At 40.6% G+C, this 26,194-nt stretch carries 27 protein-coding genes and 4 tRNA genes; 13 read left to right on the top strand and 18 right to left on the bottom strand.

Features of this window, described 5'->3' with window-relative positions; all coding sequences use genetic code 11:
• Positions 1–476: 476 nt before the first annotated feature.
• From J4G44_RS07745 to J4G44_RS07725, 5 genes are read right to left on the bottom strand one after another with little or no spacing between them, the layout of a single operon-like run.
• Complete coding sequence (locus J4G44_RS07745) at positions 477–1,220, bottom strand: adenosylcobinamide-GDP ribazoletransferase (RefSeq protein WP_004976907.1); 744 nt, start codon at positions 1,218–1,220, stop codon at positions 477–479.
• On the bottom strand, positions 1,217–1,822 hold the full coding sequence (locus tag J4G44_RS07740; RefSeq protein ID WP_131261637.1) for a histidine phosphatase family protein: 606 nt from the start codon (positions 1,820–1,822) through the stop codon (positions 1,217–1,219). Before J4G44_RS07740 ends, J4G44_RS07745 begins: the two co-directional genes overlap by 4 nt.
• Positions 1,819–2,877: a nicotinate-nucleotide--dimethylbenzimidazole phosphoribosyltransferase gene (cobT, locus tag J4G44_RS07735; protein ID WP_154320822.1), complete on the bottom strand. Its 1,059-nt coding sequence runs from the start codon at positions 2,875–2,877 to the stop codon at positions 1,819–1,821. Before cobT ends, J4G44_RS07740 begins: the two co-directional genes overlap by 4 nt.
• Positions 2,874–3,395, bottom strand: coding sequence for a bifunctional adenosylcobinamide kinase/adenosylcobinamide-phosphate guanylyltransferase (gene cobU / locus J4G44_RS07730; RefSeq protein ID WP_207973551.1), 522 nt, complete (start codon positions 3,393–3,395; stop codon positions 2,874–2,876). Before cobU ends, cobT begins: the two co-directional genes overlap by 4 nt.
• Positions 3,392–4,018, bottom strand: a complete 627-nt coding sequence (locus J4G44_RS07725) for a 2'-5' RNA ligase family protein (protein ID WP_096901204.1) — start codon at positions 4,016–4,018, stop codon at positions 3,392–3,394. Before J4G44_RS07725 ends, cobU begins: the two co-directional genes overlap by 4 nt.
• A 279-nt stretch (positions 4,019–4,297) precedes the next feature.
• Here J4G44_RS07725 and tehB point away from each other — a divergent pair, with 279 nt between their 5' ends.
• Positions 4,298–5,164, top strand: a complete 867-nt coding sequence (tehB, locus tag J4G44_RS07720; RefSeq protein WP_154321273.1) for an SAM-dependent methyltransferase TehB — start codon at positions 4,298–4,300, stop codon at positions 5,162–5,164.
• A 124-nt stretch (positions 5,165–5,288) separates the two neighbouring features.
• Here tehB and J4G44_RS07715 read toward each other — a convergent pair.
• Together J4G44_RS07715 and J4G44_RS07710 are read right to left on the bottom strand one after the other, a co-directional pair.
• Positions 5,289–5,365 (bottom strand) — tRNA-Ile (locus J4G44_RS07715).
• 138 nt (positions 5,366–5,503) lie between these two features.
• Positions 5,504–5,647: a hypothetical protein gene (locus J4G44_RS07710; protein ID WP_154320842.1), complete on the bottom strand. Its 144-nt coding sequence runs from the start codon at positions 5,645–5,647 to the stop codon at positions 5,504–5,506.
• Positions 5,648–5,954: 307 nt separating this feature from the next.
• Between J4G44_RS07710 and J4G44_RS07705 the strand changes: the two genes are divergently transcribed.
• Together J4G44_RS07705 and J4G44_RS07700 are read left to right on the top strand one after the other, a co-directional pair.
• Positions 5,955–6,533, top strand: a complete 579-nt coding sequence (locus J4G44_RS07705) for a 1-acyl-sn-glycerol-3-phosphate acyltransferase (protein ID WP_004971428.1) — start codon at positions 5,955–5,957, stop codon at positions 6,531–6,533.
• A gap of 100 nt (positions 6,534–6,633) precedes the next feature.
• Positions 6,634–7,383, top strand: coding sequence for a YebC/PmpR family DNA-binding transcriptional regulator (locus J4G44_RS07700; protein ID WP_096902288.1), 750 nt, complete (start codon positions 6,634–6,636; stop codon positions 7,381–7,383).
• A gap of 85 nt (positions 7,384–7,468) precedes the next feature.
• Here J4G44_RS07700 and J4G44_RS07695 read toward each other — a convergent pair whose 3' ends face one another.
• Complete coding sequence (locus J4G44_RS07695; RefSeq protein WP_004971430.1) at positions 7,469–7,939, bottom strand: Lrp/AsnC family transcriptional regulator; 471 nt, start codon at positions 7,937–7,939, stop codon at positions 7,469–7,471.
• A 489-nt stretch (positions 7,940–8,428) separates the two neighbouring features.
• Between J4G44_RS07695 and J4G44_RS07690 the strand changes: the two genes are divergently transcribed.
• Positions 8,429–9,433 (top strand): hypothetical protein, encoded by a 1,005-nt coding sequence (locus J4G44_RS07690; protein ID WP_228291685.1) that lies wholly within the window; start codon positions 8,429–8,431, stop codon positions 9,431–9,433.
• A gap of 80 nt (positions 9,434–9,513) precedes the next feature.
• Here the strand turns inward: J4G44_RS07690 and J4G44_RS07685 are convergent, their stop codons facing one another.
• A complete protein-coding gene (locus tag J4G44_RS07685; protein ID WP_096902290.1) occupies positions 9,514–10,278 on the bottom strand; it encodes a glutathione S-transferase family protein in 765 nt (254 codons plus the stop codon).
• Positions 10,279–10,546: 268 nt separating this feature from the next.
• On the opposite strand from J4G44_RS07685, the gene ychF reads away from it, so the two are divergent.
• Positions 10,547–11,638: a redox-regulated ATPase YchF gene (gene ychF, locus J4G44_RS07680; protein WP_179996543.1), complete on the top strand. Its 1,092-nt coding sequence runs from the start codon at positions 10,547–10,549 to the stop codon at positions 11,636–11,638.
• 127 nt (positions 11,639–11,765) lie between these two features.
• On the opposite strand, the gene J4G44_RS07675 is transcribed toward ychF, so the two are convergent.
• On the bottom strand, positions 11,766–12,257 hold the full coding sequence (locus J4G44_RS07675; protein WP_026438320.1) for a hypothetical protein: 492 nt from the start codon (positions 12,255–12,257) through the stop codon (positions 11,766–11,768).
• A 119-nt stretch (positions 12,258–12,376) separates the two neighbouring features.
• Between J4G44_RS07675 and J4G44_RS07670 the strand changes: the two genes are divergently transcribed.
• The 5 genes from J4G44_RS07670 (at position 12,377) to dapC (ending at position 18,741) form a co-directional block, all read left to right on the top strand.
• Entirely contained in the window at positions 12,377–13,114 is a 738-nt protein-coding gene (locus tag J4G44_RS07670) for an AzlC family ABC transporter permease (RefSeq protein WP_171062558.1), read from the top strand.
• The gene (ygaH, locus tag J4G44_RS07665) at positions 13,111–13,458 is read left to right on the top strand and encodes an L-valine transporter subunit YgaH (RefSeq protein ID WP_179989735.1); all 348 of its coding nucleotides are present in this window, start codon (positions 13,111–13,113) and stop codon (positions 13,456–13,458) included. The genes J4G44_RS07670 and ygaH overlap by 4 nt, the downstream gene beginning before the upstream one ends.
• Positions 13,459–13,639: 181 nt before the next feature.
• Entirely contained in the window at positions 13,640–14,857 is a 1,218-nt protein-coding gene (gene purT / locus J4G44_RS07660; RefSeq protein ID WP_179988445.1) for a formate-dependent phosphoribosylglycinamide formyltransferase, read from the top strand.
• Between the two features lie 27 nt (positions 14,858–14,884).
• Complete coding sequence (gene glnD, locus J4G44_RS07655; protein ID WP_180008169.1) at positions 14,885–17,551, top strand: [protein-PII] uridylyltransferase; 2,667 nt, start codon at positions 14,885–14,887, stop codon at positions 17,549–17,551.
• 20 nt (positions 17,552–17,571) lie between these two features.
• The gene (dapC, locus tag J4G44_RS07650) at positions 17,572–18,741 is read left to right on the top strand and encodes a succinyldiaminopimelate transaminase (protein WP_004971444.1); all 1,170 of its coding nucleotides are present in this window, start codon (positions 17,572–17,574) and stop codon (positions 18,739–18,741) included.
• Between the two features lie 73 nt (positions 18,742–18,814).
• Here the strand turns inward: dapC and J4G44_RS07645 are convergent, their stop codons facing one another.
• Both J4G44_RS07645 and msrB read right to left on the bottom strand, forming a co-directional pair.
• Entirely contained in the window at positions 18,815–19,294 is a 480-nt protein-coding gene (locus tag J4G44_RS07645; protein WP_096902294.1) for a glutathione peroxidase, read from the bottom strand.
• On the bottom strand, positions 19,291–19,710 hold the full coding sequence (gene msrB / locus J4G44_RS07640) for a peptide-methionine (R)-S-oxide reductase MsrB (protein WP_096902313.1): 420 nt from the start codon (positions 19,708–19,710) through the stop codon (positions 19,291–19,293). Before msrB ends, J4G44_RS07645 begins: the two co-directional genes overlap by 4 nt.
• 153 nt (positions 19,711–19,863) lie before the next feature.
• On the opposite strand from msrB, the gene J4G44_RS07635 reads away from it, so the two are divergent.
• Both J4G44_RS07635 and gloB read left to right on the top strand, forming a co-directional pair.
• Positions 19,864–21,099 (top strand): pyridoxal phosphate-dependent aminotransferase, encoded by a 1,236-nt coding sequence (locus tag J4G44_RS07635; RefSeq protein WP_004971448.1) that lies wholly within the window; start codon positions 19,864–19,866, stop codon positions 21,097–21,099.
• Between the two features lie 209 nt (positions 21,100–21,308).
• Positions 21,309–22,040 carry a hydroxyacylglutathione hydrolase gene (gene gloB, locus J4G44_RS07630; protein ID WP_207973550.1) on the top strand — a complete coding sequence of 244 codons (732 nt, stop codon included), beginning with the start codon at positions 21,309–21,311 and terminating at the stop codon, positions 22,038–22,040.
• Positions 22,041–22,081: 41 nt separating this feature from the next.
• Here the strand turns inward: gloB and J4G44_RS07625 are convergent, their stop codons facing one another.
• Positions 22,082–22,354, bottom strand: a complete 273-nt coding sequence (locus J4G44_RS07625) for a hypothetical protein (protein WP_104851819.1) — start codon at positions 22,352–22,354, stop codon at positions 22,082–22,084.
• A gap of 420 nt (positions 22,355–22,774) precedes the next feature.
• Between J4G44_RS07625 and J4G44_RS07620 the strand changes: the two genes are divergently transcribed.
• Complete coding sequence (locus J4G44_RS07620) at positions 22,775–22,978, top strand: hypothetical protein (protein ID WP_004971452.1); 204 nt, start codon at positions 22,775–22,777, stop codon at positions 22,976–22,978.
• A gap of 244 nt (positions 22,979–23,222) precedes the next feature.
• Here J4G44_RS07620 and J4G44_RS07615 read toward each other — a convergent pair.
• From J4G44_RS07615 to J4G44_RS07595, 5 genes are all read right to left on the bottom strand, one after another.
• Positions 23,223–23,307 (bottom strand) — tRNA-Leu (locus J4G44_RS07615).
• Between the two features lie 36 nt (positions 23,308–23,343).
• Positions 23,344–23,417 (bottom strand) — tRNA-Trp (locus J4G44_RS07610).
• Between the two features lie 33 nt (positions 23,418–23,450).
• A tRNA-Leu gene (locus J4G44_RS07605) sits at positions 23,451–23,535 on the bottom strand.
• A gap of 117 nt (positions 23,536–23,652) precedes the next feature.
• Positions 23,653–24,504, bottom strand: coding sequence for a serine/threonine protein kinase (locus J4G44_RS07600; RefSeq protein ID WP_180059792.1), 852 nt, complete (start codon positions 24,502–24,504; stop codon positions 23,653–23,655).
• The gene (locus J4G44_RS07595) at positions 24,494–26,023 is read right to left on the bottom strand and encodes a DUF3336 domain-containing protein (protein WP_096902519.1); all 1,530 of its coding nucleotides are present in this window, start codon (positions 26,021–26,023) and stop codon (positions 24,494–24,496) included. Before J4G44_RS07595 ends, J4G44_RS07600 begins: the two co-directional genes overlap by 11 nt.
• Positions 26,024–26,194 lie beyond the last annotated feature (171 nt).

Raw genomic sequence — 26,194 nt, 5'->3', positions numbered from 1 at the left:
ATCTATACATGCAGGCAAGACTAAGCAAAATATTCAGGCTATTAGCCTAAAATAAAAAAGTGAGTCATAAAGACTCACTTGGTTTTAATACAGATTCAATACTTAACATTATTGTGTCTTAGAATCCCCACACTTACGACACTCTAAATGCGCCCCGATTTCTTCCATTGCGTCATATTCATAAATATGGATACAGAAAATTTGCTTTAACAGTTTGATCATAAATGACATTCCTTTTGATTTTTATACATCACGTTTGTGATCTCATCCTGAGATACAAATGTCATCAAGGCTGATTGACATAAACTACTATTATCATATTTAAAAAAAATAGCAAATCTAATTTAGGAACTTTCCGACAAATGACAAATTCATCTGCATACTTGCTGAAATTGAGTGCATAAATAGCTGTAAATTCATTCGCTTATATTATTTCAATTTTCAGCGCACTTGAAACAAGAAAAACTGCTCAAAAGCTAATTTATTAAAAACCAAAGAATCGCAATAGCCAATAACATCATGCTTTCTGTTATTTCAATACTCGCACCAACGGTATCGCCCGTAATTCCACCTAAACGCTGCATAAATTTATATCGCAAATACAAGGTGCTAAGGATAAAAGTCAGAACGGTCACCAAACCCACCCATCCCCAAAGCACTCCTGCAAGCAAGGTCAATGCGATCACAATTTTTGTGCCTGTTTTAGGCAAATGTGCCTGAATAGCAGTGCCTAAACCATTGGCACGTAAATAAGGCGTGCTTAAAAATAAAACCAAAGCGCTTAATCGTCCCAATACGGGTACAAACAGCAAAAATGCCAAATACTGTTGTTCGAGCAATACATACAACGCAGACCATTTTAATAAACAGCAGATCAGTAAGCTCAATACTCCAATCGGGCCGCTGCTTGGGTCTTTCATGATGTTTAAGCTACGTTCAGGATCACCAAAACCGCCGACCCATGCATCGGCAGTATCAGCCAGTCCATCTAAATGTAAACCACCTGTCAGCCAAATCCAGAGCACTAAAATTAAGCTGCTACTCAGAACCAAAGGCAAGAATTGCAATAAATGCGCCATCCCCCACAGCGCAGCTCCAATTAGTAAGCCAACGAGCGGATAAAACAGCAGTGATTGTGCATTTTGCGCTGCAGTTGGCATCTGTTTTAAAGAAACAGGAAAAGTGCTCAGGAATTGCAAGGCAATCCAAAAAGGTGTCATGTTTGCCCCTGCATGCAAATGTTGCCATTGGGATGTAACTGGAATGAACTCAATTGCCCCAACGCTGCAGACATTTTTAAAATATCGTCTAAAGATTTTTTCTGCGCCAATACTTTGAGCAATTTAATTACCCCGCCATGCGTGACCAATAACACACGTTTAGGTTGTTGCTCGAGTTGTTGTAAATATTGGTTGAGATCGGACAGACCTTGCAAAACGCGCTGCTGAAAATTTAGCAAAGATTCTGCTTGTGGCGGACTAAATTGGGTCGGTGTCATCCAAAATTTAGCTAAATCTTCAGGGTATTGTTCATATAAGGTTTGAGTGGAAATAGCTTCCCATGCACCAAAATGCATTTCCTGAAATTGTGCATCAATATACAGTGGCAATTGCTGTGCTTGCGCAAAGGTCTGAGCAACCTGCAGACAACGCTGTAAAGGTGAACTTGCCACAACATCCCATCGCTGTCCTGTAGCTATTGCCGTGTTTAAAGTCTGCTGCATGTCTTGCCAACCTTTTAAAGTCAAAGCATCATCGGTTGAGCCACGCAAAGTATGACCCAATTCTGTTTCGCCATGTCTTAACAGATCCAGCATGATCATGAAGATACTTTCTCACCAATAACTGCAGCTTCAGCAAAAGTCGCCATTTGATTATGCAAAGCGCAAGCCAGTTGGATAATGCCCAATGCAGCGCCCGCACCACTGCCCTCACCCAAACGTAAACTTAGATGCAGCAAGGCTTGTGCATCTAATGCTTCTAATAAGCGACGATGTCCATATTCAGCCGATTGATGCCCAAACAACATCCATTCACGGACTTGAGGATTTAAACACACTGCAACCAATGCGGCAGCACTACTGATAAAACCATCCACCACCATCGGCAAGCCCAACTGCGCACAGCGAATATACGCGCCCACCATTGCAGCGACCTCCAATCCACCAACTGCACATAAGGCTTTAAAAGCATCATCTTGCACATAGTTCTGATGTAGAGCTAAAGCAGCATCAATCACCTGTTTTTTATGTTGCAATTGTGCAGTGTCAATTCCTGTGCCTATGCCAGTCAAGGCTTCAGCAGGTTCTTGTAATAAAAAGCAAGACAAGGCTGATGCCGAACAGGTATTTCCAATACCCATTTCACCTGCGACATAAATCGAGGCCTGCTGTGCGATGGCATCTTCCACACTTTGACGTCCAAGTGCCATCGCATCTGCACACGCTTGTTCAGTCATGGCGCGGGTTTTAGCAAAATTCGCTGTGCCTGCACGAATACAATGCCGCTCTACTCCTGCATATTCATACGCTTCCCCGACCGAGCCGCAATCCACCACTTGTAAATGCGCCTGATATTGCCGGGCGATGACGCTGATACATGCCCCACCTGTGGCAAAATTTTGTAGCATTTGCCGAGTCACGGCTTGGGGATAGGCGGAAATATTTTCTTCCATCACGCCATGATCGCCTGCGAAAATACATATCCACGGACGTTCAATATTCGGCTGCGTTGTTCCTTGCAAAGCCGCCAGTTGAATCGCAATATTTTCCAATGCTGCCAATGAACCTGTTGGTTTGGTCAATTGAAGTTGTCGTGCAATTGCCTGTTGTTTCATCTGTTCATTTGGCTTTTGACACGCTGCAAACCACCAAGTCATTTCTTCTCTCCTTTTAAAAGCATTGGAAAACCTGCGACACAGAACTGCACTTTGTCTGCAATTTGTCCCAATTGCTGATGTAATCGCCCTGTTTCATCGACAAATTTTCGGGTTATTTCGCCCATCGGTACAACGCCCAAACCTGTTTCATTGCTCACTAAAATAATATCGGCTTGCAACTGAGGTAAAACTTCGAGCAATGCTGAAATTTGTTGTTCGGCAAAGCTTTCTGCAGATTGCATCAACAAATTACTCATCCACAAGGTCAGACAATCTACTAAAATCACAGCATTCGGATGATCCAGCATCTTTAACTGCTCCGCCAAATACAAAGGCTCTTCGCACAATTGCCAAATCTGCGGACGCTGTTGTTGATGATGCTGAATCCGCGCCTGCATTTCTGCATCGCCCGCTTGTGCAGTTGCTACATAAATGACGGATTTGCCAAGTTGCTGCGCGGTTTGCTCAGCCATACGGCTTTTACCCGAACGCGCACCGCCCAAAATAAGTTGAATCACATGTGCTCCAAAGGAAATTGATGCGTGCTAAATAGCTGACCTTGTAAAGTGTGTGCCTGATAATAACCAAAATTTAAATGATGGATATCTAAATCGAAATATTGCACGGGGAGATTTTGAATACGCTGCAAAATCAAATTGGTTGAACACGCTGTTTGATATAAACCCAAAGTAATATGTGGATGATACTGTAAAGCTGCGATTTCAGCCCCGCCTACGCTAAGTGCCTGACGTATACGCGCCAGTTGCTGTGATTGATCTTGCACTTCTACAAATAAAGCACTATCAAAACTATTGATGCCGCCCACTTTCAGTTGAAAAGGCTCTAGTTGCAACTGCTGTAAGGCTTGAACTTGTTGTTGAAATTGTGACTCGAGAAAGTCATCTTCCCAATGCTTTTTTGCTGCATAAAACCCACAAATATATAAGGTGATATGAAACTGGCGAGTGTTTGGGCGAAATAATACATCTGAAAATTGCTGTTTTAATTGTTGTAAATAACATTCTAAAGCTGGATGTTGAACAGCTAAATACCAAAGCACATAACGCTCACGCCCACGATGCCATTCAGGATAATCATGCTGCTGTGTTGGAATAACGTACTGATTGGCTTGAATAAACACGGGATAATTCAATGAATTAAAACAGCTTATGGTAAAACATTCACAACTGAATAGACATGAAAATCATGCAATTTGAGGTGAATATTTTTCAGTTTGGTATTTTAACCATCTACATCATTTAAATAATTTTGATTTTAATGAGATGGATAAAATTCAGAAGATGGCTGAAACAGGTCTGCAATGTTATGCTGAAATAAAGATGATATTTTCTAATCTACACAAGACACTACATTACTGTGAAGCTTTACCCCATCAGAATCGGTATAACTGGAGTTTATGATGCAACAAGAATTGATCTGTTATAAACAACTTCCTATTTGGAATCATGACTCAATTCCACAAGGGTTTAAAAAACAACACAATACCCAAGTCGGCACATGGGCGAAGTTGACTATTTTAAAAGGCGAATTGCATTTTTCGATGCTGCATGAATCTGGTGAAGTACAATCTGAGCATATTTTTTCCGTGGAAAATCAACCACCATTTATTGAACCGCAAGCGTGGCATAAAATTGTATCTGCCAGTGATGATATTGAGTGCCAGCTTAGTTTTTATTGTTTGCCTCAAGATTATTTTGTTAAAAAATATAAATTAAGCCCAACACATTCTGAAATTTTAATGGCACTTCCACAGTTAACCGTGGGTAAAGCTTTGGATGTTGGCTGTGGTACAGGCCGAAATGCGCTGTATTTGAGCCAAAACGGTTTTCAGGTGGATGCTTGGGATGTGAATCCGAGTAGTATCCAAAAATTAAATGAAATTATTGCTACAGAACAGATTTCATCTATTCAAACTACTGTGCGGGATTTAAATCAGGATGCCACAATTACGGAGGAATATGACTTCATTAACTGTACAGTGGTGATGATGTTTTTGGCGCCTGAAACCATTCCTACGCTTATTCAGCACATGCAGCAAGCGACCAAACCACAAGGCTTTAACTTAATTGTTTGCGCGATGGATACTGAAGATTACCCCGTGCAACAAGACTTCCCTTTTAGTTTTAAAGCGGGTGAGTTAAGTGCATATTATGCTGATTGGGATATTGTGAAATACAATGAAAATGTCGGTGAGTTGCACCGCACAGATGCAGATGGCAATCGCATTAAACAGCGTTTTGCGACGTTGTTGGCGAGGAAAAAGTAGATGTGCAAGTGGAATCTTAAATGAATAAGCTTTTGAGCTGCTCACAGACTACATTTCAATTGCTTACATAAAGCTTAAAATAAAAAACCACTTAGGATTAGTACACCTAAGTGGTTGTTTTATATGGTGGGCCCAGACAGACTTGAACTGTCGACCAACGGATTATGAGTCCGCTGCTCTAACCGACTGAGCTATAGGCCCTATAATTGAATTTGTTATATTTCAACAAGTTCAAGCGCAAAGAATACTAGCGAAGATTTTTTAAAAACACAAGCCATTTTCAGAAATTGCTGTATAGATAGTCAGCAGACGAATTTGATTATTATTGAAATATAAAAACTACACCTTCACTTTCCGAAACATTGCCCGATGCAACTTTAAACGCTTCTCTTTACGCACTTCTAAAAACAACTCAAACATTGACCATACCAAGACCAATAACAACACAGTCAATGCCACAAGAAAAGTCGTCAAATAAGCCACTTTAGTATCCTTCCATGATGCGTGGAATAGTGAAATGATGAATAGAATCATAGCTAATTACGACCAAAGTCTAATGATTTACAAATCATTTGAATAGTGAATTTTTGCTCAATTTAAGACTTAATTTCTCTCAATTCATATATTTTTAATATTAAAAATAAACCATTTAGAGTTAAAACCAATAAAAGATATAATGCTATATCACCTGCATCACTTGAGAATGCTATATTTCAAACAATTTTTCTGTTGACTCTTATATAAAACAAGCAGAAATTATGCATTTCCAGATTCATCAGCTGTTAAATCTATGTTGAAAAAATTTATAGGCGAGTCCGCATTCAAACTTGCAGGATGGCAATATCAGGTAGAACCCAACATCCTCGAAAATAAACAAGTGATCGTCGGTTTTGAACACACCTCAATGATGGATGCAATCCTCTCGCTTGCTCTGTTCCAAATTTATGATATTAAAATTCATACTTTAATCAAAAAAGAGCTTTTTAAAGGGCCACTTAAACCTATTTTAGAAAAAGTCGGCGGTATTCCAGTAGACCGTAAATCTAACAAAGATATTGTGTCGCAAATGGTCGAACTTTTTGATCAAAATGAACATTTCAATTTGGTCATCGCACCCGAAGCAACTCGCGCAAAAACAGGTGAAGCCCGCAAGCCAATTCGTACAGGTTTTTGGCATATTGCCAAAGCAGCCAATGTGCCTATCGTTTTAATGTATGCCAACTCACAAACCAAACAAGGTGGGATTTTTGGCAAAATCTATCCGACAGATTTAGATCACGATATGGCACTTATCCAACAATTATATAAAGAACATGTGGGCTTAGATATTGTCATTCCTGAGCCTAAAACAACTCAAAGTAACACTTAAAAAAACCTAAAACTCTGCCCTTTATCTAAAAAAAGGGCTTATGTTAGAATGGGCGCAATTTTGATAGGCATACTGCCAATCTGTAAGGAGCATAGTTCGCATGGCGGGTCATTCCAAGTGGGCCAACATTAAGCATCGCAAAGCCAAACAAGATGCTAGTCGTGGTAAGTTGTTTACCAAATTTATTCGTGAATTAACAACTGCTGCAAAGCTCGGCGGTCCAGATGCGGCAAGTAACCCTCGTTTACGTGCTGTTGTGGAAAAAGCACTTTCAGTTAACATGACACGTGACGTCATTAACCGTGCCATCCAGCGTGGTGCAGGCGGTGACGATAACGACGATCTTAAAGAAGTAACCTATGAAGGTTATGGTGTAGGTGGTGTTGCGGTTATTGTAGAAACCATGACAGACAACTTAAACCGTACCGTGCCAGATGTACGTCACTGTTTCTCTAAAACTGACGGTAACTTAGGTACCAATGGTTCTGTAGCATTCCTGTTCACAAAACGTGGTGAAATTTCATTTGAAGATTCATCTTTAGAAGATCAAGTGATGGAAGTGGCTTTAGAAGCTGGCGCAGAAGATATTGAAGTGTCTGAAGATGGCATTTTGGTTATTACCACGCCAGAAGCTTTTGGTACAGTTCAAGATGCGCTCACAGCAGCAGGTTTGAAATCTGATAATGCTGAAGTGGTCATGAGCCCATCGACCAAAGCAGAAATTACAGACATCGATCAAGCGAAAAAAATTATGAAAATGATTGATATGCTTGAAGATTTAGATGATGTTCAAAACGTATATACCAACGTTGAATTCTCTGATGAAGTTTTAGCACAATTAGACGCATAATCGGTCTAACTGCAATTCCTAAAAACGCACGTTCTCGTGCGTTTTTTTATAGATCCAGTCAAAATAATTCTAAGATTCTAATAAATTAAACTTTATTTAATAAACCATGACAGTTTAGAACATCATATTCTTTAATCACAAAGCTAGAATGCAAACCTGCCACATGCTCAATTTTACCAATCCGTTTTAATAAAATTTCGCTGTAATTTTCCATATCTCGTGCCACAACCTCTACAATAAAATCTGCAGTCTGTCCCGTCACCAAAAATGCACGTATCACTTCAGGAATACTTTCCAATTCATCCAAAAATTTAGCAAAAATATCGGTATCGTGTTTGCTCAAAGACACCTGCAACAACACATGCAAACTAAAGCCCAGTTTTTGATAATTAATTTCACGCTTTAAACCTGAAATAATTTTATGATCGATCAGACTTTTAATACGGCGATGCACCGAACTTACCGACAGATTAACCCGCTCGGAAAGTTCATTCAAATTGACATCTTCATTGCTTAAAATTTCTAAAATATGCTTATCGTAGCGATCTAATTCCATTTTTCAAGCACTCAATCTAATCAGATAAAATTTAAACTCATGCTGCCATTATACTTAAATTATTTTGCAGACTAAGCATCTTTATCGAAAATTATTTTCCATTATTAAAGCAAAATGTTTATGATTCAACAGATCACCGCTTATCGTTTTGAGCAACTTAACAGACAAACGGAACAGCTTTCTAATTTATTGATTTTCAAATTTTTAAATTTAAAAAACTCAACAAAACAACGATTCTACTCATAAATTTTCACAATCCCGACCGTCTATCTTTTACAAGTGTATAGAAATGTATTAAAACAGATGCGCTCGACAATAAGCACAATGCAGCACAACAAAACCAATAAAAATACAAGGAATCGTCATGGCTTTTAAATCTCTAAGCTTGCTGAAAATAAAATTAGCTCTGTATTTACCGTAGAAACTCAGACCAGCTCTTTATTCGATGGACTCTTAAGTGGTGGCTCTTTAAGCAATACCTTTTCTGGTTTGCTTGGCAGCCTGACTGGTTCGACCTCGACCACACCTACCTTAGATTCTTTATTAAAAAGTTTACTCTCTGGCAGCAGCTTAGATAGTTCTAGCCTAACCAATCTAATCAGCCAATTTTCAAGCTCAAATACCAACTTAGATATCACCAGCTTAATTAGCAAACTGACACAATCCAATAGTGGTAGCTTCGATATTGCTTCCATCACCAATTTACTCAGCGGCATGATTGACAGCAATGCAGGTGATTTAGATATTACGAAACTCACCCAATTAGTGAGTGGGTTAATCGGTGGTAATACGGGTAATCTTGATATTGCTCAAATTGCTCAACTGGTTAGTGGCTTGATTGGTGGCAACATCGGTGGAGGTTTAGGCGGTCTAGATATCGCAGTGATTGCTGAACTTGTAGGCGGTTTAATCCAAGGCAATGGCGATCTTGATATTGCGCAAATTGCTCAACTGGCAAGCGGCTTGATTGGCAGCAATATCGGTGGCGGTTTAGGCGGTATGGATATCGCGGTCATTGCTGAATTAGTAGGCGGTTTAATGCAAGGCAATGGCGATCTTGATATTGCACAAATTGCGCAACTGGCAAGCGGCTTAATTGGCGGTAACATCGGTGGTGATTTAGGTGGTCTAGATATCGCTGCTCTAGAACCAATTCTTGCGTTGCTTAATCCTGAAGGTCAGCTTGCAAGTGACTTTGATCTAGGTGGTTTATTAAATAATCTGACTGGAGATACAACTGGTGGTTTCAGCTTAGATGGCTTGAGTGATGGTTTTGACAACTTAATTTCTGGTTCAGATTTTAACATCAGCGACTTACTGCAAGGTGCGTCATCTACAACCAGTTCAGAGATCAATATTGATAGCTTAGTCCCTGCATTAGGCGATGCATTTGGCAATTTAACTGGTGGCACATCAGACACTCAATTTGATTTAGCTACCCTGCCAAATTTGGTACAGACTTTTGATTTGAATAACTTAAATTCTTTGTTCTAATCCTTGGTTTTAGGTTTTTATACATCAGTATCCAAAAAAATACGCGCAGATTGCGCGTATTTTATCTGAGGCGATAACATTTAAATACCGCGCCAATCTACACGTGCATTACGCTCAGTTTGATAAATACGAGAAACATATTGCCCTAAAGGTAAATCCAGCAAATATTTTTTATAATCTTTAAATTCTTCAGAAATCACTTCATCATGTTCTTTTTCCCACGGCGTTCCAGAAATTTCCAAAATAGGTGCAAGCATCGAACACACTGAAATATCGGCTAAACCTAAACGCTCACCCACAAAATAACGCCCGTAATTATCAATCAAATGCTGATTTAAAATGACAATTAATTCATCCATCCGCTGTTTGGATTCTGCAACTTTATCTTGATCGAGCTGATAGCCCTTAGACACCAAGGCTTTAATAATTGGCTTGGAATATTTAGAAAATTGACGCAAATAGCCTTTTTCGCCAATTAAAATTTCCAAAGGTTCTTCACTTTCAGATAATGCATGCGCCAACCCCCATCGACGCACATGCTGCCCCAATTCATCAGCCAAAGTATTTATGGCCAACGCATGTTTATATTGTTCGGCATCACTGCGTAACAAGGCATGTTCGGGGTAAATATCATCTAGATATAAAGCAATTTGAGTCGAATCTGCTATCCAGCGGTCTTGATCACGTAAAATAGGTAATTTATTTTGCCCTGTTTTTAATTGGGCAAAAGCGCGATGCACGCCTGGAATTAAGTTTTGCGCATCATAATCTAACTCTTTATGATCCAATAACCAGCGAGCTTTCTCACAAAAATGAGACAAAGGAAACTGGTATAAGATGCGCATAAAATCTCCATATTTAAAATTTTGATATCCAAAGCAGTATCAATACTGTGCTTGTCATACTTTAGTCATAGCCTCTTATAATTACAATGTACTTTTTATTCAAAATTCAGGCGAAACAGTCAGCAATTCAAAATCAATTCCGAAAAGAAATTCAACGTACAGCATCAAGCACGCTAGATTGGAGAAACATCTGTCCGATGACCTGACTTTATCTGCCCTTTCATGTAAAATCGTGCCTAATTTTTAAATAACACGTTGTGAGTTATTCATGGGTTTTAATTGTGGTATTGTGGGCCTGCCAAACGTTGGTAAATCTACGCTTTTTAATGCTTTAACCAAAGCTGCAATTGCAGCGGAAAACTTCCCGTTCTGTACCATTGAGCCAAATACAGGCATTGTACCTGTGCCAGATTCACGTTTGGACAAATTGGCGGAAATCGTAAATCCGCAACGTGTATTACCCACCACGATGGAATTTGTGGATATTGCAGGTTTGGTTGCAGGTGCATCTAAAGGTGAAGGTTTAGGTAACCAATTCCTTGCCAACATTCGTGAAACTGATGCGATTGCGCATGTAGTTCGTTGCTTTGAAGATGAAAACGTCATTCACGTAAATGGTAAAATTGACCCATTAGATGACATTGCAACCATCAATACCGAACTTGCGTTGGCCGATTTAGAAACGGTGAGCAAAGCCATTACACGCTTAGCAAAATCTGCCAAAGGTGGCGATAAAGAAGCCGTAGCGACCAAAGCTGTTTTAGAAAAAATCCAACCTTTACTGGATGATGGCAAGCCTGCACGTGCAGCCAATTTAGATGACGATGAACGCAAATTGGTTCGTGGTTTTGGTTTATTAACCTTAAAACCAACCATGTATATTGCGAACGTGGCAGAAGATGGCTTTGAAAATAACCCGCACTTAGATGCAGTCAAAAAACTTGCTGCAGAAGAAAATGCGATTGTGGTGCCTTTATGCAACCAAATTGAAGCCGAAATTTCATTACTTGAAGATGAAGACCGTGCAGAATTCCTAGAAGCTCTTGGTATGAAAGAACCAGGGCTGAACGTAGTGATTCGTGCAGGTTATGCGCTGTTAGGTCTGCAAACTTACTTTACTGCAGGCGTACAAGAAGTCCGCGCGTGGACAGTGAAAGTAGGTGCAACTGCACCACAAGCAGCAGGCGTAATTCACACTGACTTTGAAAAAGGCTTTATCCGCGCAGAATGTATTGCTTATGAGGATTTCGTACAATACAACGGCGAAGCAGGTGCAAAAGAAGCAGGTAAATGGCGCTTGGAAGGTAAAACTTATATCGTACAAGACGGTGATGTTTTACACTTCCGTTTTAATGTTTAATTGTTTTTATGTTTAGTTTTAGAACAATGCTTACAGCCGAGCATTGATTCAATAAAAAAACCTCGATGTAAGCATCGAGGTTTTTTTATAGGCGATTCTGCATCACATCAATGCAAAATAATCTCAACTAAGACTGCACCACATTGCCCTTTTGTTTCGGGTCGGTATTACCCAATTCAGGATGCGCCAAAGCATCGGCACATTGTTTTTTATCACGTTCATAATCGGCTTGTTTTTGTGCAAGACTGCTTGAACTGTCAATCGTCGCACGTGCCCAAATTTCCAAACTGGTCAAGGCCTTACGACACAGCGCATATTTCCCTTCCGTTACAGAGTCGGTCATTTTGACATTAATACGCCAGTCGGTACTTAATTTACGGGCAGGTTTGCGGACTTTATCTTCAATTAAGTTACGCTGTTTACGATACACGTACGGCTCAACTTCATTCATTAATTCCCACGCGGCTTGCGCATACACAGTCGCATCATTGGTGAGTTTTGGCGCAGGCTTAATTTCTACTGTTTTTTGCGGGTTGTTGTCATTGCTACACGCTTGCAATAACAGGCTACTGCATAACATTGAAGCAAGCAGGATTACAGGTGTTTTCAATTTCAACATATCGGTTCGCCCATACAAACAATTCGGCATCATGCTAATGAATTCAAGTATAATACACAATCTTCATTTGACCCATCGTTCAACTTTCTCCCACAAGGTGTGTCGTGTCCGTACACAATATTCAAACTGCGCCCGCAGCAAGTTTTTGGCAAGGTGCAAAAGATAGTCAGGCGATTATTTTCACCTATCTGCCTGTTTCTTTTGCTTTTGGTGTTTCTGCAACTCAATTCGGCTTTAGCGCATGGGAAGCCTTATTTTTATCTTGCTCGATGTATGCAGGGGCGAGTCAATTTTTAGTCGTTGCCTTATTGGGCAGTGGAACTTCAATCTGGATGACCGCATTAACGGTAATCGCCTTGGATATTCGACATTTACTTTACGGCCCGGCCTTACAAAACCTGATTCAAGATCGTTTAAACCTAAAAAAAACTGCAATTTGGTCATGGGGTCTGACCGATGAAGTTTTTGCCTCAGGCATGATTAAACTGTCACAGCGCCGTCAGGAATGGTCTGAATCATGGATGCTTGGACTGAGTTTATTTAGTTGGTTGTCTTGGGCATTAGGCTCTTTGTTAGGCGGATTATTTGCCGATCAAGTCACTAAAATGCCACAGTTTTTGCAAGCGGCGCTCGACTTTTTACTGCCCGCTTTATTCCTTAGCTTCTTATTGGCAGCATTTGAAAAGAAACACACCTTTGTCGTGGGAATCACCATTCTAGTATCTGCCGTAGCTTGTTATTTTATTGACTTATCTGCTGCAATTTTTATTGGGATTTCTTCAGGTATTTTGGCGGGATTATTTAAACACTATGTTTTAAAACAACCCGACCCTGAACATACAGGAGCAAAATCATGAGTTTAGAAATTATTTTGGTCGGTATTATAGTCGGTATCGCAAACTTCGCCTCACGTTTTGGGCCATTCTTTGTGATTCAGAAGTTTCAACAAGGCTCGCAACAACGTGGTGCTTTATGGCTTAAAATCGCTTTAGGCAGTATTGGTATTGCTGCAATTAGCTCTATGCTTGTGGTTGCAACCTTGCCACCTTTGCTTGAAACACCCAATAAAAGTTTTGCGATGTTAATTGGCTTTTTAGTACTCACAGGTTTGTATTTTAAGTTTAAGAAAATCGTCCCTGCCACGCTTACTGCAGCCATCACCTATGGTTTAATTTATACTTATGTGCCATTTTCGTTCTAATGTTGCTGAAATTTAGAGGTTGAATCGTCCAAATGAGCTATTTCAGGATTCAGCCCTAATTACTATAAAGCACTGAATGCAATATAAGTAGATGACAAAATCATGATTTTGTTGCAAACAGGGCTTAAATCATGGAACAGTTCTGCTATGCTAAAAGCCCACTTTAGCAAGGACGATTCACATGAGCGTGACCATTGGTACTCCCCTTCAATCTTCTGCTTTTAAAGTTTTGCTATTGGGTTCAGGGGAACTCGGTAAAGAGGTGGTAATTTCACTGCAACGCTTAGGCGTAGAAGTACATGCCGCCGATCGCTACGACCATGCGCCAGCCATGCAAGTCGCACATTATGCTTATACTTTAAACATGGCAGATGCCACAGAATTAAAACAACTGATTGAAAAAATTCAACCCAATTTAATTGTGCCTGAAATTGAGGCCATTGCGACATCAGTTTTACTTGAAATTGAAGCGCAAAATATTGCAACAGTGATTCCATCTGCCAAAGCGGTAAATTTGACCATGAACCGTGAAGGCATTCGTCGTTTGGCTGCAGAAGAATTAGGTTTGCCGACATCCGCTTATCGCTTTGCCAATTCTCTCGAATCTTTCCGCGCTGCATGTGATGACATTGGTTATCCAAACTTTGTGAAGCCTGTGATGTCATCTTCAGGCAAGGGACAATCGCGTGTCACTTGCTTTGATGAAGTTGATGCAGCTTGGGAATATGCCCAGACTGGCGGGCGCGTCAATCAAGGCACTGTGATTGTTGAATCACAAATTGACTTCGATTTTGAAATTACCTTATTAACCGTACGTGCTAAAAACCCAGAAACTGGTGCGATCGAAACTTCATATTGCGACCCAATTGGTCACCGTCAAGATGCAGGCGACTATGTAGAAAGCTGGCAACCTCAAGCCATGAGTGATGCTGCCTTGACTGAAGCCAAACGAATTGCACACAAAGTGACTACTGCCTTAGGTGGTTGCGGTATTTTTGGTGTAGAGCTGTTTGTGAAAGGCGATAAAGTCTGGTTCAGTGAAGTATCTCCACGTCCACACGACACAGGTTTGGTGACATTGGCTTCACAATTCCAAAGTGAATTTGAATTACATGCCCGCGCGATTTTAGGCTTACCTGTCAATACCACACGCCATAGCGTTGCAGCCAGTGCGGTGATTTATGCAGGTGTCGATGCAACAAATCTTTCATTTTCTGGCCTGAATCTTGCATTAGCACATCCCGATACAGATTTACGTTTATTTGGCAAACCTGAAGGTTTTGAACGTCGTCGTATGGGCGTTGCCACTGCGCGAGCAGAAACCACAGAGCAAGCGCGTGAGCTAGCTCAGCAGACTGCGGACACTGTTCGTGTTCATTTAAACGAAAATCAAAATTAAGCTCGTCATTGCATAACGGAATTGTCCATGATCATTACATTACCCTTGCTGAATTATGTAAAAAGCAACCATGACATTCAGGCCATTAACCAATGGCGCACCGATGTCGAAAATCAGCTACAACAATGTTTTGAAAATGGACAATCCATTCGTGAAGTGATTTTGGCGCGTTCTAACCTGATTGATGAAGCGCTCACTTTCTTATGGCAACATGCTGAATTAGACAAAACCGATTTAAGCCTATTTGCGGTAGGTGGCTATGGGCGCAAAGAAATGCTGCCCTATTCAGATGTCGATATTATGGTGTTATCGGAAGATGCAATTACAGCAGAACAAGAACAACTTATTTCGACCTTTATTTCGTCTTTATGGGATGTTGGCAACTTCAAACCTGCCACCAGCGTGCGGACTATTCAAGACTGTGTGATTCAGGCAACCAGTGATTTAACTGTTGCAACTGCCTTGATTGAAGCGCGTTTAATTACAGGAAATCAGCAGCTTGCCAAATGGCCGCGTCGTATTGTTTCGCAGACTTGGACAGATAAAACCTTTTTTGATGCCAAAATGGAGGAGCAAAGCAAGCGTTACGCGCAGCACAATGACACCGAAAGTAATTTAGAACCCGATATTAAAAATGCTCCGGGCGGTATTCGTGACATCAACCAAATTGGCTGGATTGCCAAACGCCATTTTCGCGTCAATCGTATTTACGACTTGGTGCATTTAGGTTTTATTTCAGAATTTGAATTGGGTGTACTCGAAGAAGCCGAAAGCTTTTTATGGGAAATCCGTCATCATCTCCATCGTTTAACCAAACGTGATGAAAACCGTTTATTGTTTGATTATCAACGAGATATTGCAGCAACTTTTGGCTATGTTCGAGAAGAAGGTAAACCGCAAAATTACCCGATTGAACAATTTATGAAGCGTTATTATCGCTCTGCACAGCAAGTTTCCACTTTAAATGAAATGTTGCTGGCCTATTTTAATGAGTCGGTCATTACCCCGCGTTTGCCTAATTATGAACGTAACATTGAAGAAATTAATGAAAATTTTAAACTGGTCGATGGCAAACTTGCCGTGCAGCACCACAAAATTTTCTCAGAAAAACCAAGCGCAATTTTAGAAATTTTCTATTTATTGGCCAATCGTCCTGAAATTGAAGGAATTCGCGCACGAACACTGCGCCTGCTGACACTTGCAGCCAAGCGTATTGACCAAAGTTTCCGTGATGATCCAACGCATCAAGCGCTGTTTATGGCAATTTTGCGCTCACCGCACCGCTTGTATAATACCTTGGTGACTATGAAACGCTTAGGTGTATTGGGCAATTACATCCCCGCTTTTGGTCAAATTACAGGTTTAATGCAATACGACTTATTCCATATTTATACAGTCGATGCGCACATTTTACTATTACTCCGCAATTTAAGCCGCTTCAAAGAACCTGAATTCGCGAAAGATTTTCCTGTGGTCAGTTCGGTATTTCAGCGTTTAGCCCGTCGTGACATTATTTATTTGGCTGCGATTTTCCATGATATTGCTAAAGGTCGTCGTGGTGATCACAGTGAACTTGGTGCGGTAGATGCGATTGAGTTTTGCCGTAAACACGGATTTACTGAACGTGAATGTAACCTTGTGGCATGGTTAGTCAAAAATCACTTGTTGATGTCAGTCACAGCACAGAAAAAAGATATTTCTGACCCCGATGTGGTCAAGGAATTTGCTGAAAAAATGGGAGATATGGAGCATTTAGATTATCTCTATACCTTAACGGTTGCTGATATTAATGCGACTAATCCAACACTCTGGAACTCATGGCGTGCATCCTTAATGCGCCAACTTTATACGCAAGCGCGTGATGTCATTCGCTCAGGACTTGGGCGTCCCGTCGATTATCAAATGCTGATTGAAGACACCAAATTTGCGGCAAGCGAGTTACTGGTTAAAGATTTTGAACTCAGTGCTGTTGAAAAAGTCTGGCAAGAACTGGGCGATGAATACTTTATTAAAGAATCTGCCGATGAAATTGCATGGCATACCCGCGCGATTTTGGAGCATGGCGATAATCCTGCACCATTAGTGCTCATGCGCGCGCACCGAAAATCAGCACAAGACGCAGTACAAATCTTTATTTACACGCAAGACCAACCTAACCTATTTGCCACAACTGTCGCTATTTTAGACCGCATGAACCTTGACGTTCAGGATGCACGAATTATTACTGCGACCAAAGCCTTTAGTTTGGATACTTACGTGGTCTTAGACCGTTTTGGCACACTCTTAACAGACCCTGAACGTGAAGAAATGGTGATTGAGGCTTTAGTGAATGCCTTGAGCCAGTCAGATAAATATCCGGGTTTGATGCAACGCCGCATTCCGCGTCAATTACGTCATTTTGACATTGAAAATACAGTAGAAGTGACTTTCAATGCAGCGCTGAATCAAAACATGGTCGAAATTGCCACACTAGATCATCCCGGGTTACTCGCCAAAATTGGCGGCTTGTTTATGATGCAAGGCTTAGATATTCACTCCGCCAAAATTGCCACCCTGGGCGAACGTGCCGAAGATATTTTCTTCGTCACCAAAAAAGATGGCAACCCAATGACAAAATCTGAAGCAGATACCTTTGCAATCCAGCTCAAAGCTGCTTTAGATGAGGCCTCTAATCAGGTCTGTGGTCAACATTAACTTCAATTTACGGAACATCCATGAACTCAAGTTTGTCCTTATTACATCCTTACCCTTTTGAAAAGCTAAACAAACTATTTCAGGACGTACAACCTGCAAATTTGCCGTTAATTCCACTGTCTATTGGTGAACCTAAACATCCTGCACCTAAATTTGTCAAACAAGCCATTATTGATAATTTTCAGCATTTATCGACTTATCCGAACAGCAAAGGTCTGCCTGAATTACGTCACAGCATTGCCCATTGGCTGACACAACGCTTTCATTTAAAACAAGTTAACCCAGACACTCAAGTTCTCCCCGTTTCAGGTACACGTGAAGCGATTTTTTCCTTTGTACAAGCCTTGATTCGACGTGAAGATGCGCCTTATGTAGTGATGCCCAATCCGTTTTATCAAATTTATGAAGGGGCAACTTTATTGGCAGGTGCTCAACCCTATTTCATCAATTGCACCGAAGACAATAATTACTTGGGTGATTTTGATGCTGTACCTGCAAAAGTCTGGGAAAAAACTGCTTTATTATTTGTCTGTACACCGGGAAATCCAACGGGTGCTGTCCTTTCAAAAGAACAATTTAAAAAGCTGATTGCCCTGTCAGATCAATATAATTTTGTCATTGCATCTGATGAATGTTATTCAGAATTATGGTTTGACCAAGCGCCTACAGGTTTACTGGAAGTCTGTGCCGAACTTGGACGCGATGACTACAAAAACTGCATCGTATTCCATTCTTTGTCTAAACGCTCAAACTTACCCGGCATGCGTTCAGGCTTTGTTGCGGGCGATGCCAACTTATTAAAACCTTATTTGCAATATCGTACCTATCATGGTGCGGCAATGCCTGTACAACATCAATTGGCATCTATTGCAGCTTGGGATGATGAACAGCACGTTGAAGATAATCGTCAACAATATCGCGCCAAGTTTGAATTATTCCAAACGGAACTTGGGCATTTACTGCCATTAAAAAAACCAGATGCAGGTTTTTATTACTGGCTCAAAGTCGACCATGATGAAAATTTTGCCAAAATATTGATGGAAAAAGCCCATATTAAAGTGCTGCCAGGGCGATATTTATCTCGTGAAACCGCACAAGGTAACCCGGGTGAAAACCATGTTCGCTTAGCTTTGGTTGCAGATTTGGCGCAATGTGAACAAGTAATTCAACGTCTTAAAGCGATTTTATAAGTTAATGATTTCAATTAAATTTAAGGCGATCATCTGATCGCCTTAATTATCTTACTTGCACAAGCGCAAGCCTTTATCGTAAAGCCTTTTCAATTTCCGCCTGCAAATCTTCAGGTTTTGTGGTCGGAGCAAAACGGTTCAACACCTTGCCATCTTTGCCAATTAAAAACTTGGTGAAATTCCATTTAATTCCGTTGCCCAAAATACCTTTACTGTTATTGGTCAGGTAACGGAAAATCGCATGTGCTTCAGGACCTTTCACATCAATTTTGCTAAACATTGGAAAACTGACACCATAGTTTTTTTGGCAGAAGCTCCCAATTTGCTCATTGGAGCCTGGATCTTGCCCACCAAACTGATTGCACGGAAAGCCCAAAACTTCCAGACCTTGGTCTTTATATTGTTGGTATAACTTTTCCAAACCCGCAAATTGAGGCGTAAAACCACACTTGCTGGCTGTATTTACAATCAACAAAACCTTCCCTTCATAATCGCTAAAGGCTTTATTTTGTCCATCTAACAACTCAGCTTCAAACTGATAAATGTTGGTCATGGATAATTTCCCTCATCATTTTTTTCTTGTGTTTTGAGTTCTAAAGAAGCCGAATTGACACAATAGCGCAATCCTGTTGGCTGTGGACCATCATCAAAAACATGCCCTAAATGTGCGTCACAATGATGACAAACAATCTCAGTACGCTGCATGCCGTGCGAACCATCCTGATGTTCTTCAATCACCCCAGGCTGGATTGGACGATAGAAACTTGGCCAACCGCTACCGCTGTCATATTTTGTTTCAGATGAGAATAGCGCTGTACCGCAACAACGACAGGTATAAATCCCCTCTTGTTTAGTATTCCAATATCTCCCCGTAAAAGCAGGCTCCGTGCCTTTTTGACGTGTAATCCGAAATTCCTCTGGTGATAACTCTCTTTGCCATTCTCGGTCTGTTTTATTGAGTTTTCCCATCACTAACTCCTTTAAATCTTTGACATTCAGTGTCATGCTTCAGTACTTCCATTTTTACGCTAGACCTTGCAAAATATCTAGCTAAATTTCAGCATAGATTGTGATATTTCAGTAATCTATAATTTATTTATCTTCTAATCATTGGATGGAACTATGTCCGTACTAGGTAACACGACTCCGCGCGAAATAAAAAAATCATCAAAACTTGAGCATGTATGCTACGACATTCGCGGACCTGTGTTACGAGCGGCCAATGAAATGGAAGAGGCCGGTCATAAAATTATTAAACTGAATATTGGCAACCCTGCCCCATTCGGTTTTGAAGCGCCACAGGAAATTATTAATGATGTCGCATTGAATTTGCCTAATGCGATTGGTTATACCGACTCCAAAGGGATTTTCCCTGCGCGTAAAGCGATTTGTCAGTACTATCAGCAAAAAGGCATTTTCGATATGCATGTCAATGATGTGTATATAGGCAACGGCGTGTCTGAACTGATTGTTATGGCGATGCAAGGCTTGTTGGACGATGGCGATGAAATGCTGGTACCAATGCCTGACTACCCGCTTTGGACTGCGGCAGTGAATTTATCGGGCGGTACTGCTATTCACTACAAATGTGATGAAGAAAACTTTTGGTATCCAGACATTGCCGATATGGAAAGCAAAATCACGCCAAATACGCGCGGTATTGTCATTATTAACCCGAATAACCCAACGGGTGCGGTTTATCCACGTCATGTGTTGGAACAAATTGTAGCATTGGCAAAAAAATATGACTTAATTTTATTTGCCGATGAGATTTACGACAAAATTATTTATGACGGCATTGAGCATGTTGCGGTTGCAGCTTTAGCGGGTGATCAACTCTGTATCTCATTTAATGGCTTGTCTAAATCGTATCGCATTGCGGGCTTCCGTTCAGGCTGGATGGCGATTACAGGCGATAAATCACGCGCTGCAGACTACATTGAAGGTTTAGACATGTTGGCGTCTATGCGCTTGTGTGCCAACCATCAGGCGCAGTACGCGATTCAAACAGCATTGGGTGGTTATCAGTCTATCAATGACTTGATTCGTCCGGGTGGTCGTTTATACGAACAACGTAACATTGCATGGGAAATGCTGAACGACATTCCTGGCGTGTCTTGTGTCAAACCTGAGGGTGCAATGTATTGCTTCCCGAAACTTGATCCAAACGTCTATCCAATTGAAGATGACGAAAAGTTAATGCTCGATTTACTCAAAGCAGAAAAAGTTTTGTTGGTTCAAGGTACAGGTTTTAACTGGCCAACGCCTGATCATTTCCGTGTGGTGTTCTTGCCAGCAGAAAATGAATTACGTGAAGCAATGACACGTTTAGGTCGTTTCTTGGCAAAAATCCGCTAAGACTTCACCGAATCTCTGTTGTAAAATGCCGTGTTAAACACGGCATTTTTTATGGATTTGATTTTTATTTCTATTTTATCTTTACATCTCTTGTTCATCATCAAGTGGTCACATAGCAAAGCGATACTCAGACACTTGGGGATACACTTTTACACGCCCGCAAAAGCATGCTGTAATAGCCACAAGCGATTAAGTTTCAGGAACTGAGCATGCACTACCAAGTTCATCTTATTGATGCGCAGAAACCATCACAAAACTATATTTGGTTGCTTGAACATTGTGCCAGCAAACAAGTGGTGGTGGTTGACCCAACTGATGCCAAACCTGTTGAAGGTTTTTGCCAAAATCATGGTTTAGAGATCGCGCAAATTTGGTTGACGCATTGGCATCAAGACCATATTGGCGGTGTGCCTGAACTCATTGCAGAACGTAATTTACCTGTTTATGGGCCACGTGAAGAATTGAGCAAAATTCCGTTTATCACGCATCCTTTACAAAACCAAGACCATATCAATTTTCATGATTTACAGGTCGATGTTATTGCCGTTCCGGGACATACCTTGGGGCATATTGTGTATTTTATAGAGGCGTTGGATGTATTGTTCTGTGGCGACACTTTATTTGCGATGGGCTGTGGGCGTGTTTTTGAAGGTACATATTTGCAAATGTATCAATCTTTAAACCGCTTGGCAGCGCTGCCTCCGCGTACCCGAGTATATTGCACCCATGAATATACATTGGCGAATGCACAATTTGCACTGCATGTAGAACCCGACAATGTTGCCATTCAAGAGCGTTATCAACAAATTGAAAGTTTACGCATGCTTAATCAACCCACTTTGCCAAGCAGCATCGAACTAGAACTGGAAACCAATCCATTTTTAAGAGCCGAAAGTGTCGAAGAATTTCAGAAATTACGTGAACTCAAAGACAACTTTTAAATTGATGCTTTGATCATAAAGCATCTGATATTTCTCTCGGATTATAAAATCTGATTACTGGCAGCAAACTCATCTAATTGAGTTTGCGTCACCACACGCACAGCATTCATTTCATCGACCCGCACCAAAAGTAAATTGGACAATGCAGGCTGATAACGGCGTGCGCTGCCAAAAGGCGTATAAGCCACTTTGGATTGCGAGGAAAACAGTAACCAATCTTCATGCCCAAGCATCACAGCAAAAGGCTCTAGCCCTTGATTTTGCATCTGCTTCACTATGTACTCAGCCTGCTGTTGGATTGTTTGTGCAGTCATGTTTATTTTCCAAATCTTCAAACTCAACCATAGTATAAGCTAATGTCCATTTGGTGCCGACATGCTCCACACTGATATGCATTGCGCTAAATTAAAGCTTTGCATGAAAACAATGGAAAATCTTCATGTGTTCATGCTGAAAATAAATACAGTCTAAAACCAAAAATCATTAACAAATTATTTCCAAGTCATCTTTTGGCAATATATCTAAGACCTTAAAATTAATTACGCCACCTCAGTTAAAATAATAAATATCAATAATTTACAAATAAATAATTCTTTTAAAATATTCTAATTGCTTAAAAGGACTTTAGATTTCTAAAAATCAGTGAAAAAAATGTCAAAGAAATACATTTCTGCCCTTTAAAAATTCAAGAAATATCCCTATTAATAATTAAATAAATGGATAGGAGTTCTCTCGTGAAAAAAGTTGTTAAAGCAAAAAATTTAATTGCGTTTCGTATTTGGTTAGAAAAATTAGGTTATTCAGTCAAAAATTTGGCGGATGGTCACGGTTTCACATTTAGCTTTCAAAAAGAATATGGTTTGGTCACTTGCGAGCTTTCTGGTAATGCTTTAGCAATGAAATTAGGCGAGGAATTTGAAGACCATTTAAAAGCATAAGTACTTATACAATATAGATAAGTATGCGATAACGGTTGAACTTGATAGGATGCAAAAATAAAAATTCAAATCGTATTTCATCAACACTTAAAGATGATCTTGCCCATAACCTGTTTATGGGCTTTTTTTTATACTGAACTTTAAATCTTAAAATACATCTAAGCCTTGTCAAAGAGATGCAATGATTTAAAGCTAAAATAACAGGCAATAAAAAAGCAAGGTCATTGCCTTGCTCTTTAATGTATGGTGGGGACGGAGAGACTCGAACTCTCACACCTCGCGGCGCTGGAACCTAAATCCAGTGCGTCTACCAATTTCGCCACGTCCCCAACATCGGGTACCAACTGAGTTGTTGGATTTTAATTTGGCAGAGGATCAAGGATTCGAACCTTGACGAACGGTTTTGGAGACCGTCATGCTACCATTACACCAATCCTCTGTAACTTAAAATCAAGCTGACTTGATATTTAAGTGGTGGGGACGGAGAGACTCGAACTCTCACACCTCGCGGCGCTGGAACCTAAATCCAGTGCGTCTACCAATTTCGCCACGTCCCCGATGGCTGTGTATATTATAGAGATCACTTCCTGATGACAAGCCTTTTTTATAAAAAAGCACAATGACTGTTTAAATAAAAAACAAAAAACTATTTTTTGATTTTTTCTTAAGCATATTCAGCCACTAAGCCATAATTTCAACTCTGCAATACTCGTTGCACGCTGCGAATAAGACTTTGCCAACATGTGATTCAGCAGTGGTAAAAATGCTTGTAGATGTATGGGAAGTTGAATATGCAATCTTTGACAGTGCAAATATGCCCAATCGTGGTAACTCTTTGCCTGTAAGCGTTGTTGCGTTAACCACTCATAAAAAATAATGCCTAACGCATAAATATCACTTTGTGCAGTTTTAGGCTGTCCGTGAAATAATTCTGGCGCCATATAACGTGGTGTGGCGGTCATCCCCTGACATTGAATATCTGCAACTTGCTGTGCTTGCTCAAAATCTAACAGTTTGATTTGCCCATCTAACTGCACAATATGTTCAGCTTTTAAGTCGGCATGAATCCAACCCAATTGATGCAATGCATCCACTGCTTCAAAGACACGCAAAAATATGTGTTTAATCGCTTCTGTATATTCAGGTAGATTACCCATCGCAAAAATAGCTTGCGCCTCAGACAGAATTAAAGCACGTGAATAGACCTGTGAATAATGCGATGAAATGTCATGTGAATTACCCTGCGGCTGAATATGAATGGGTGCAGCATCCATCAATTCACATGGCAATAAAAAAGATAAATGTGATGATTGCGCGTACTGTTTATAAAAGTTCCATTCTTGTGCAAAGCCCTGCTCTACTGTCGCATAAACTCCCTGTTGTTGGGCTTTCAGCCAATAAAACTGCCCTTGATGTTCAAAACGATAAATATGCCGACCATGTTGCAAACTTTGCGCTTTACTGCGCAACTCGAACTGCGCAGTATCTAGCTGTTGAACATCCAAATTTAAAACATTAAACAACACTTGCGCCAGTGCGCATTTCTGCTGCGACTTCGGTGGATACCTCTATTTGAGGTGCATTTAATAATTCTAAGCAATGTTGCAAAGTTTTACCGACACGTGCATGCGTTTCAATCGATGAAATTTTCGGCCAAGTCGCACGCTCGCCTTCACGCTGTAAAATTTTAAATAAATGTGGTTTCGGGTTTTGCAACATATAGCTGTAATGACGCAGGTTATAGCTTCCTACAATATTCACATCACCATAATAGCGTTGATCGACAATGCCATAGCCATGATCTAGCAAACGACGCACTGGCGGTACAGCTCCTGCGCGCTCACGTACAAAATCCATTACCCCACGACTAATGACTTTGCCCTGACGACGAATAATCCGTTCTGGCCAACTCAGCATATCTTTACGATAACGCTTAATATCATCCTGCATAAAAGGCACTACATGCGGATTGACCTGACTGGCGATGGTGTAGTTAATATTATACAAACGTGCCATTTTTTCCTGTGGGAAATCGCTACGCACACTGCCATCCACCCAACGGGTTTTACCCATATATGGAGTGTGTTCGCCATCATAACGCTTGTTGGTTAAACGTACTGGTGGAAATAAAATTGGCACAGCACACGAGGCCAACACCGCACTCCAAACCAACAAATCTGGCGCAGTGAAGCTGTTCATAATGCGTGAGTCTTGCGATGCATCATAAGGCGCAACCGCCACATTAATATGCAAACCTGATTTTTGAAAAGCTTCTTCAAACGTGGTATCGCCCAAGTTTTTGATCAGGAATTTTTTTAAATAATGCACATCGGCAATTCCACCATTGCCTTTAAGAATTTCGCGCATTTGTCTAAACTGAAATGCTTCGTGGAAAAATGACTCACCACCCAAAATATGCTGTACTTCTTCAGGTTTTGCGATGCCTAGCATTGCAGTCATTATTGCACCCGCGCTCGAACCCGACAGCACTTTAGGCATTAAATCCTGTTCAAGTAAGGCCTTACAAACACCTGTATGAAACAAACCTAGCGTTGCCCCACCAGAGAACATCAAGGCAGGTTGTCCGTATGCAGTTTGGCATTGCTGAAAAAACTCTATTTTTTCTACTTTGGTTAAAGCCTGACATTCATCTGAAGCGACAAAAGCCAAACTTTTACTGACTTCATCCACATAATCTTCAATAATTTTTTTAGTACCCACATAGGTTGCAGTAAACAACATCGGATGGGCAATATTGGCGATGTCAAAAGTTAAACCTTCACGCAAAATATAAATTAAATCGTGACTGCGTTCGGTGGTGCGATAACGGCGTAATAAATTTAAACGATGCGAGATAATTTCCGCATCAAAATATGGCGAACTGTTGTCATATTTCCATTCTTGCGCACCAGTTTCTTCATCTATACGAATGGCAATACTTTTCCATTCTTCATACGATTCGGCATTTTGAATTTGGCGCTTGAGTTTTTTTATGCGATAGGCTTGATGCGGATTAACATCTTCGGTGAAATCTTTAAATAACATAGCATTCCTCAATCCGTTGGTTTATTCGCAGCACTACGCTTGCCTATGCCTACTATACACAACAATATCTAAAAAATTGTAATACGCGTCAATGACTCGATTCACACTTTGATTGTCAAATCTAGGTCAATTGCGCTAGTCTTAAAGTGTAGCAATCTGATCTGCATTTTT

This window comes from Acinetobacter towneri, assembly GCF_017498585.1.
Taxonomy (GTDB): Bacteria; Pseudomonadota; Gammaproteobacteria; order Pseudomonadales; family Moraxellaceae; genus Acinetobacter; species Acinetobacter towneri.
The sequence above is the reverse complement of the archived record's forward strand: the minus strand, read 5'-3'. Positions and strand labels throughout refer to the sequence as shown.

Bases quoted from the DNA above. Each gene is read 5' to 3' on its own strand.
- J4G44_RS07625 (WP_104851819.1), bottom strand. From the start codon at position 22,354: ATGACTGCACAAACAATCCAACAGCAGGCTGAGTACATAGTGAAGCAG.
- ychF (WP_179996543.1), top strand. From the start codon at position 10,547: ATGGGTTTTAATTGTGGTATTGTGGGCCTGCCAAACGTTGGTAAATCT.
- dapC (WP_004971444.1), top strand. From the start codon at position 17,572: ATGAACTCAAGTTTGTCCTTATTACATCCTTACCCTTTTGAAAAGCTA.
- J4G44_RS07595 (WP_096902519.1), bottom strand. From the start codon at position 26,023: ATGTTATTTAAAGATTTCACCGAAGATGTTAATCCGCATCAAGCCTAT.
- J4G44_RS07695 (WP_004971430.1), bottom strand. From the start codon at position 7,939: ATGGAATTAGATCGCTACGATAAGCATATTTTAGAAATTTTAAGCAAT.
- gloB (WP_207973550.1), top strand. From the start codon at position 21,309: ATGCACTACCAAGTTCATCTTATTGATGCGCAGAAACCATCACAAAAC.
- J4G44_RS07635 (WP_004971448.1), top strand. From the start codon at position 19,864: ATGTCCGTACTAGGTAACACGACTCCGCGCGAAATAAAAAAATCATCA.
- msrB (WP_096902313.1), bottom strand. From the start codon at position 19,710: ATGGGAAAACTCAATAAAACAGACCGAGAATGGCAAAGAGAGTTATCA.
- J4G44_RS07675 (WP_026438320.1), bottom strand. From the start codon at position 12,257: ATGTTGAAATTGAAAACACCTGTAATCCTGCTTGCTTCAATGTTATGC.
- J4G44_RS07685 (WP_096902290.1), bottom strand. From the start codon at position 10,278: ATGCGCATCTTATACCAGTTTCCTTTGTCTCATTTTTGTGAGAAAGCT.
- glnD (WP_180008169.1), top strand. From the start codon at position 14,885: ATGATCATTACATTACCCTTGCTGAATTATGTAAAAAGCAACCATGAC.
- J4G44_RS07700 (WP_096902288.1), top strand. From the start codon at position 6,634: ATGGCGGGTCATTCCAAGTGGGCCAACATTAAGCATCGCAAAGCCAAA.
- J4G44_RS07745 (WP_004976907.1), bottom strand. From the start codon at position 1,220: ATGACACCTTTTTGGATTGCCTTGCAATTCCTGAGCACTTTTCCTGTT.
- J4G44_RS07705 (WP_004971428.1), top strand. From the start codon at position 5,955: ATGTTGAAAAAATTTATAGGCGAGTCCGCATTCAAACTTGCAGGATGG.
- tehB (WP_154321273.1), top strand. From the start codon at position 4,298: ATGCAACAAGAATTGATCTGTTATAAACAACTTCCTATTTGGAATCAT.
- J4G44_RS07645 (WP_096902294.1), bottom strand. From the start codon at position 19,294: ATGACCAACATTTATCAGTTTGAAGCTGAGTTGTTAGATGGACAAAAT.
- J4G44_RS07740 (WP_131261637.1), bottom strand. From the start codon at position 1,822: ATGATCATGCTGGATCTGTTAAGACATGGCGAAACAGAATTGGGTCAT.
- ygaH (WP_179989735.1), top strand. From the start codon at position 13,111: ATGAGTTTAGAAATTATTTTGGTCGGTATTATAGTCGGTATCGCAAAC.
- cobT (WP_154320822.1), bottom strand. From the start codon at position 2,877: ATGACTTGGTGGTTTGCAGCGTGTCAAAAGCCAAATGAACAGATGAAA.
- purT (WP_179988445.1), top strand. From the start codon at position 13,640: ATGAGCGTGACCATTGGTACTCCCCTTCAATCTTCTGCTTTTAAAGTT.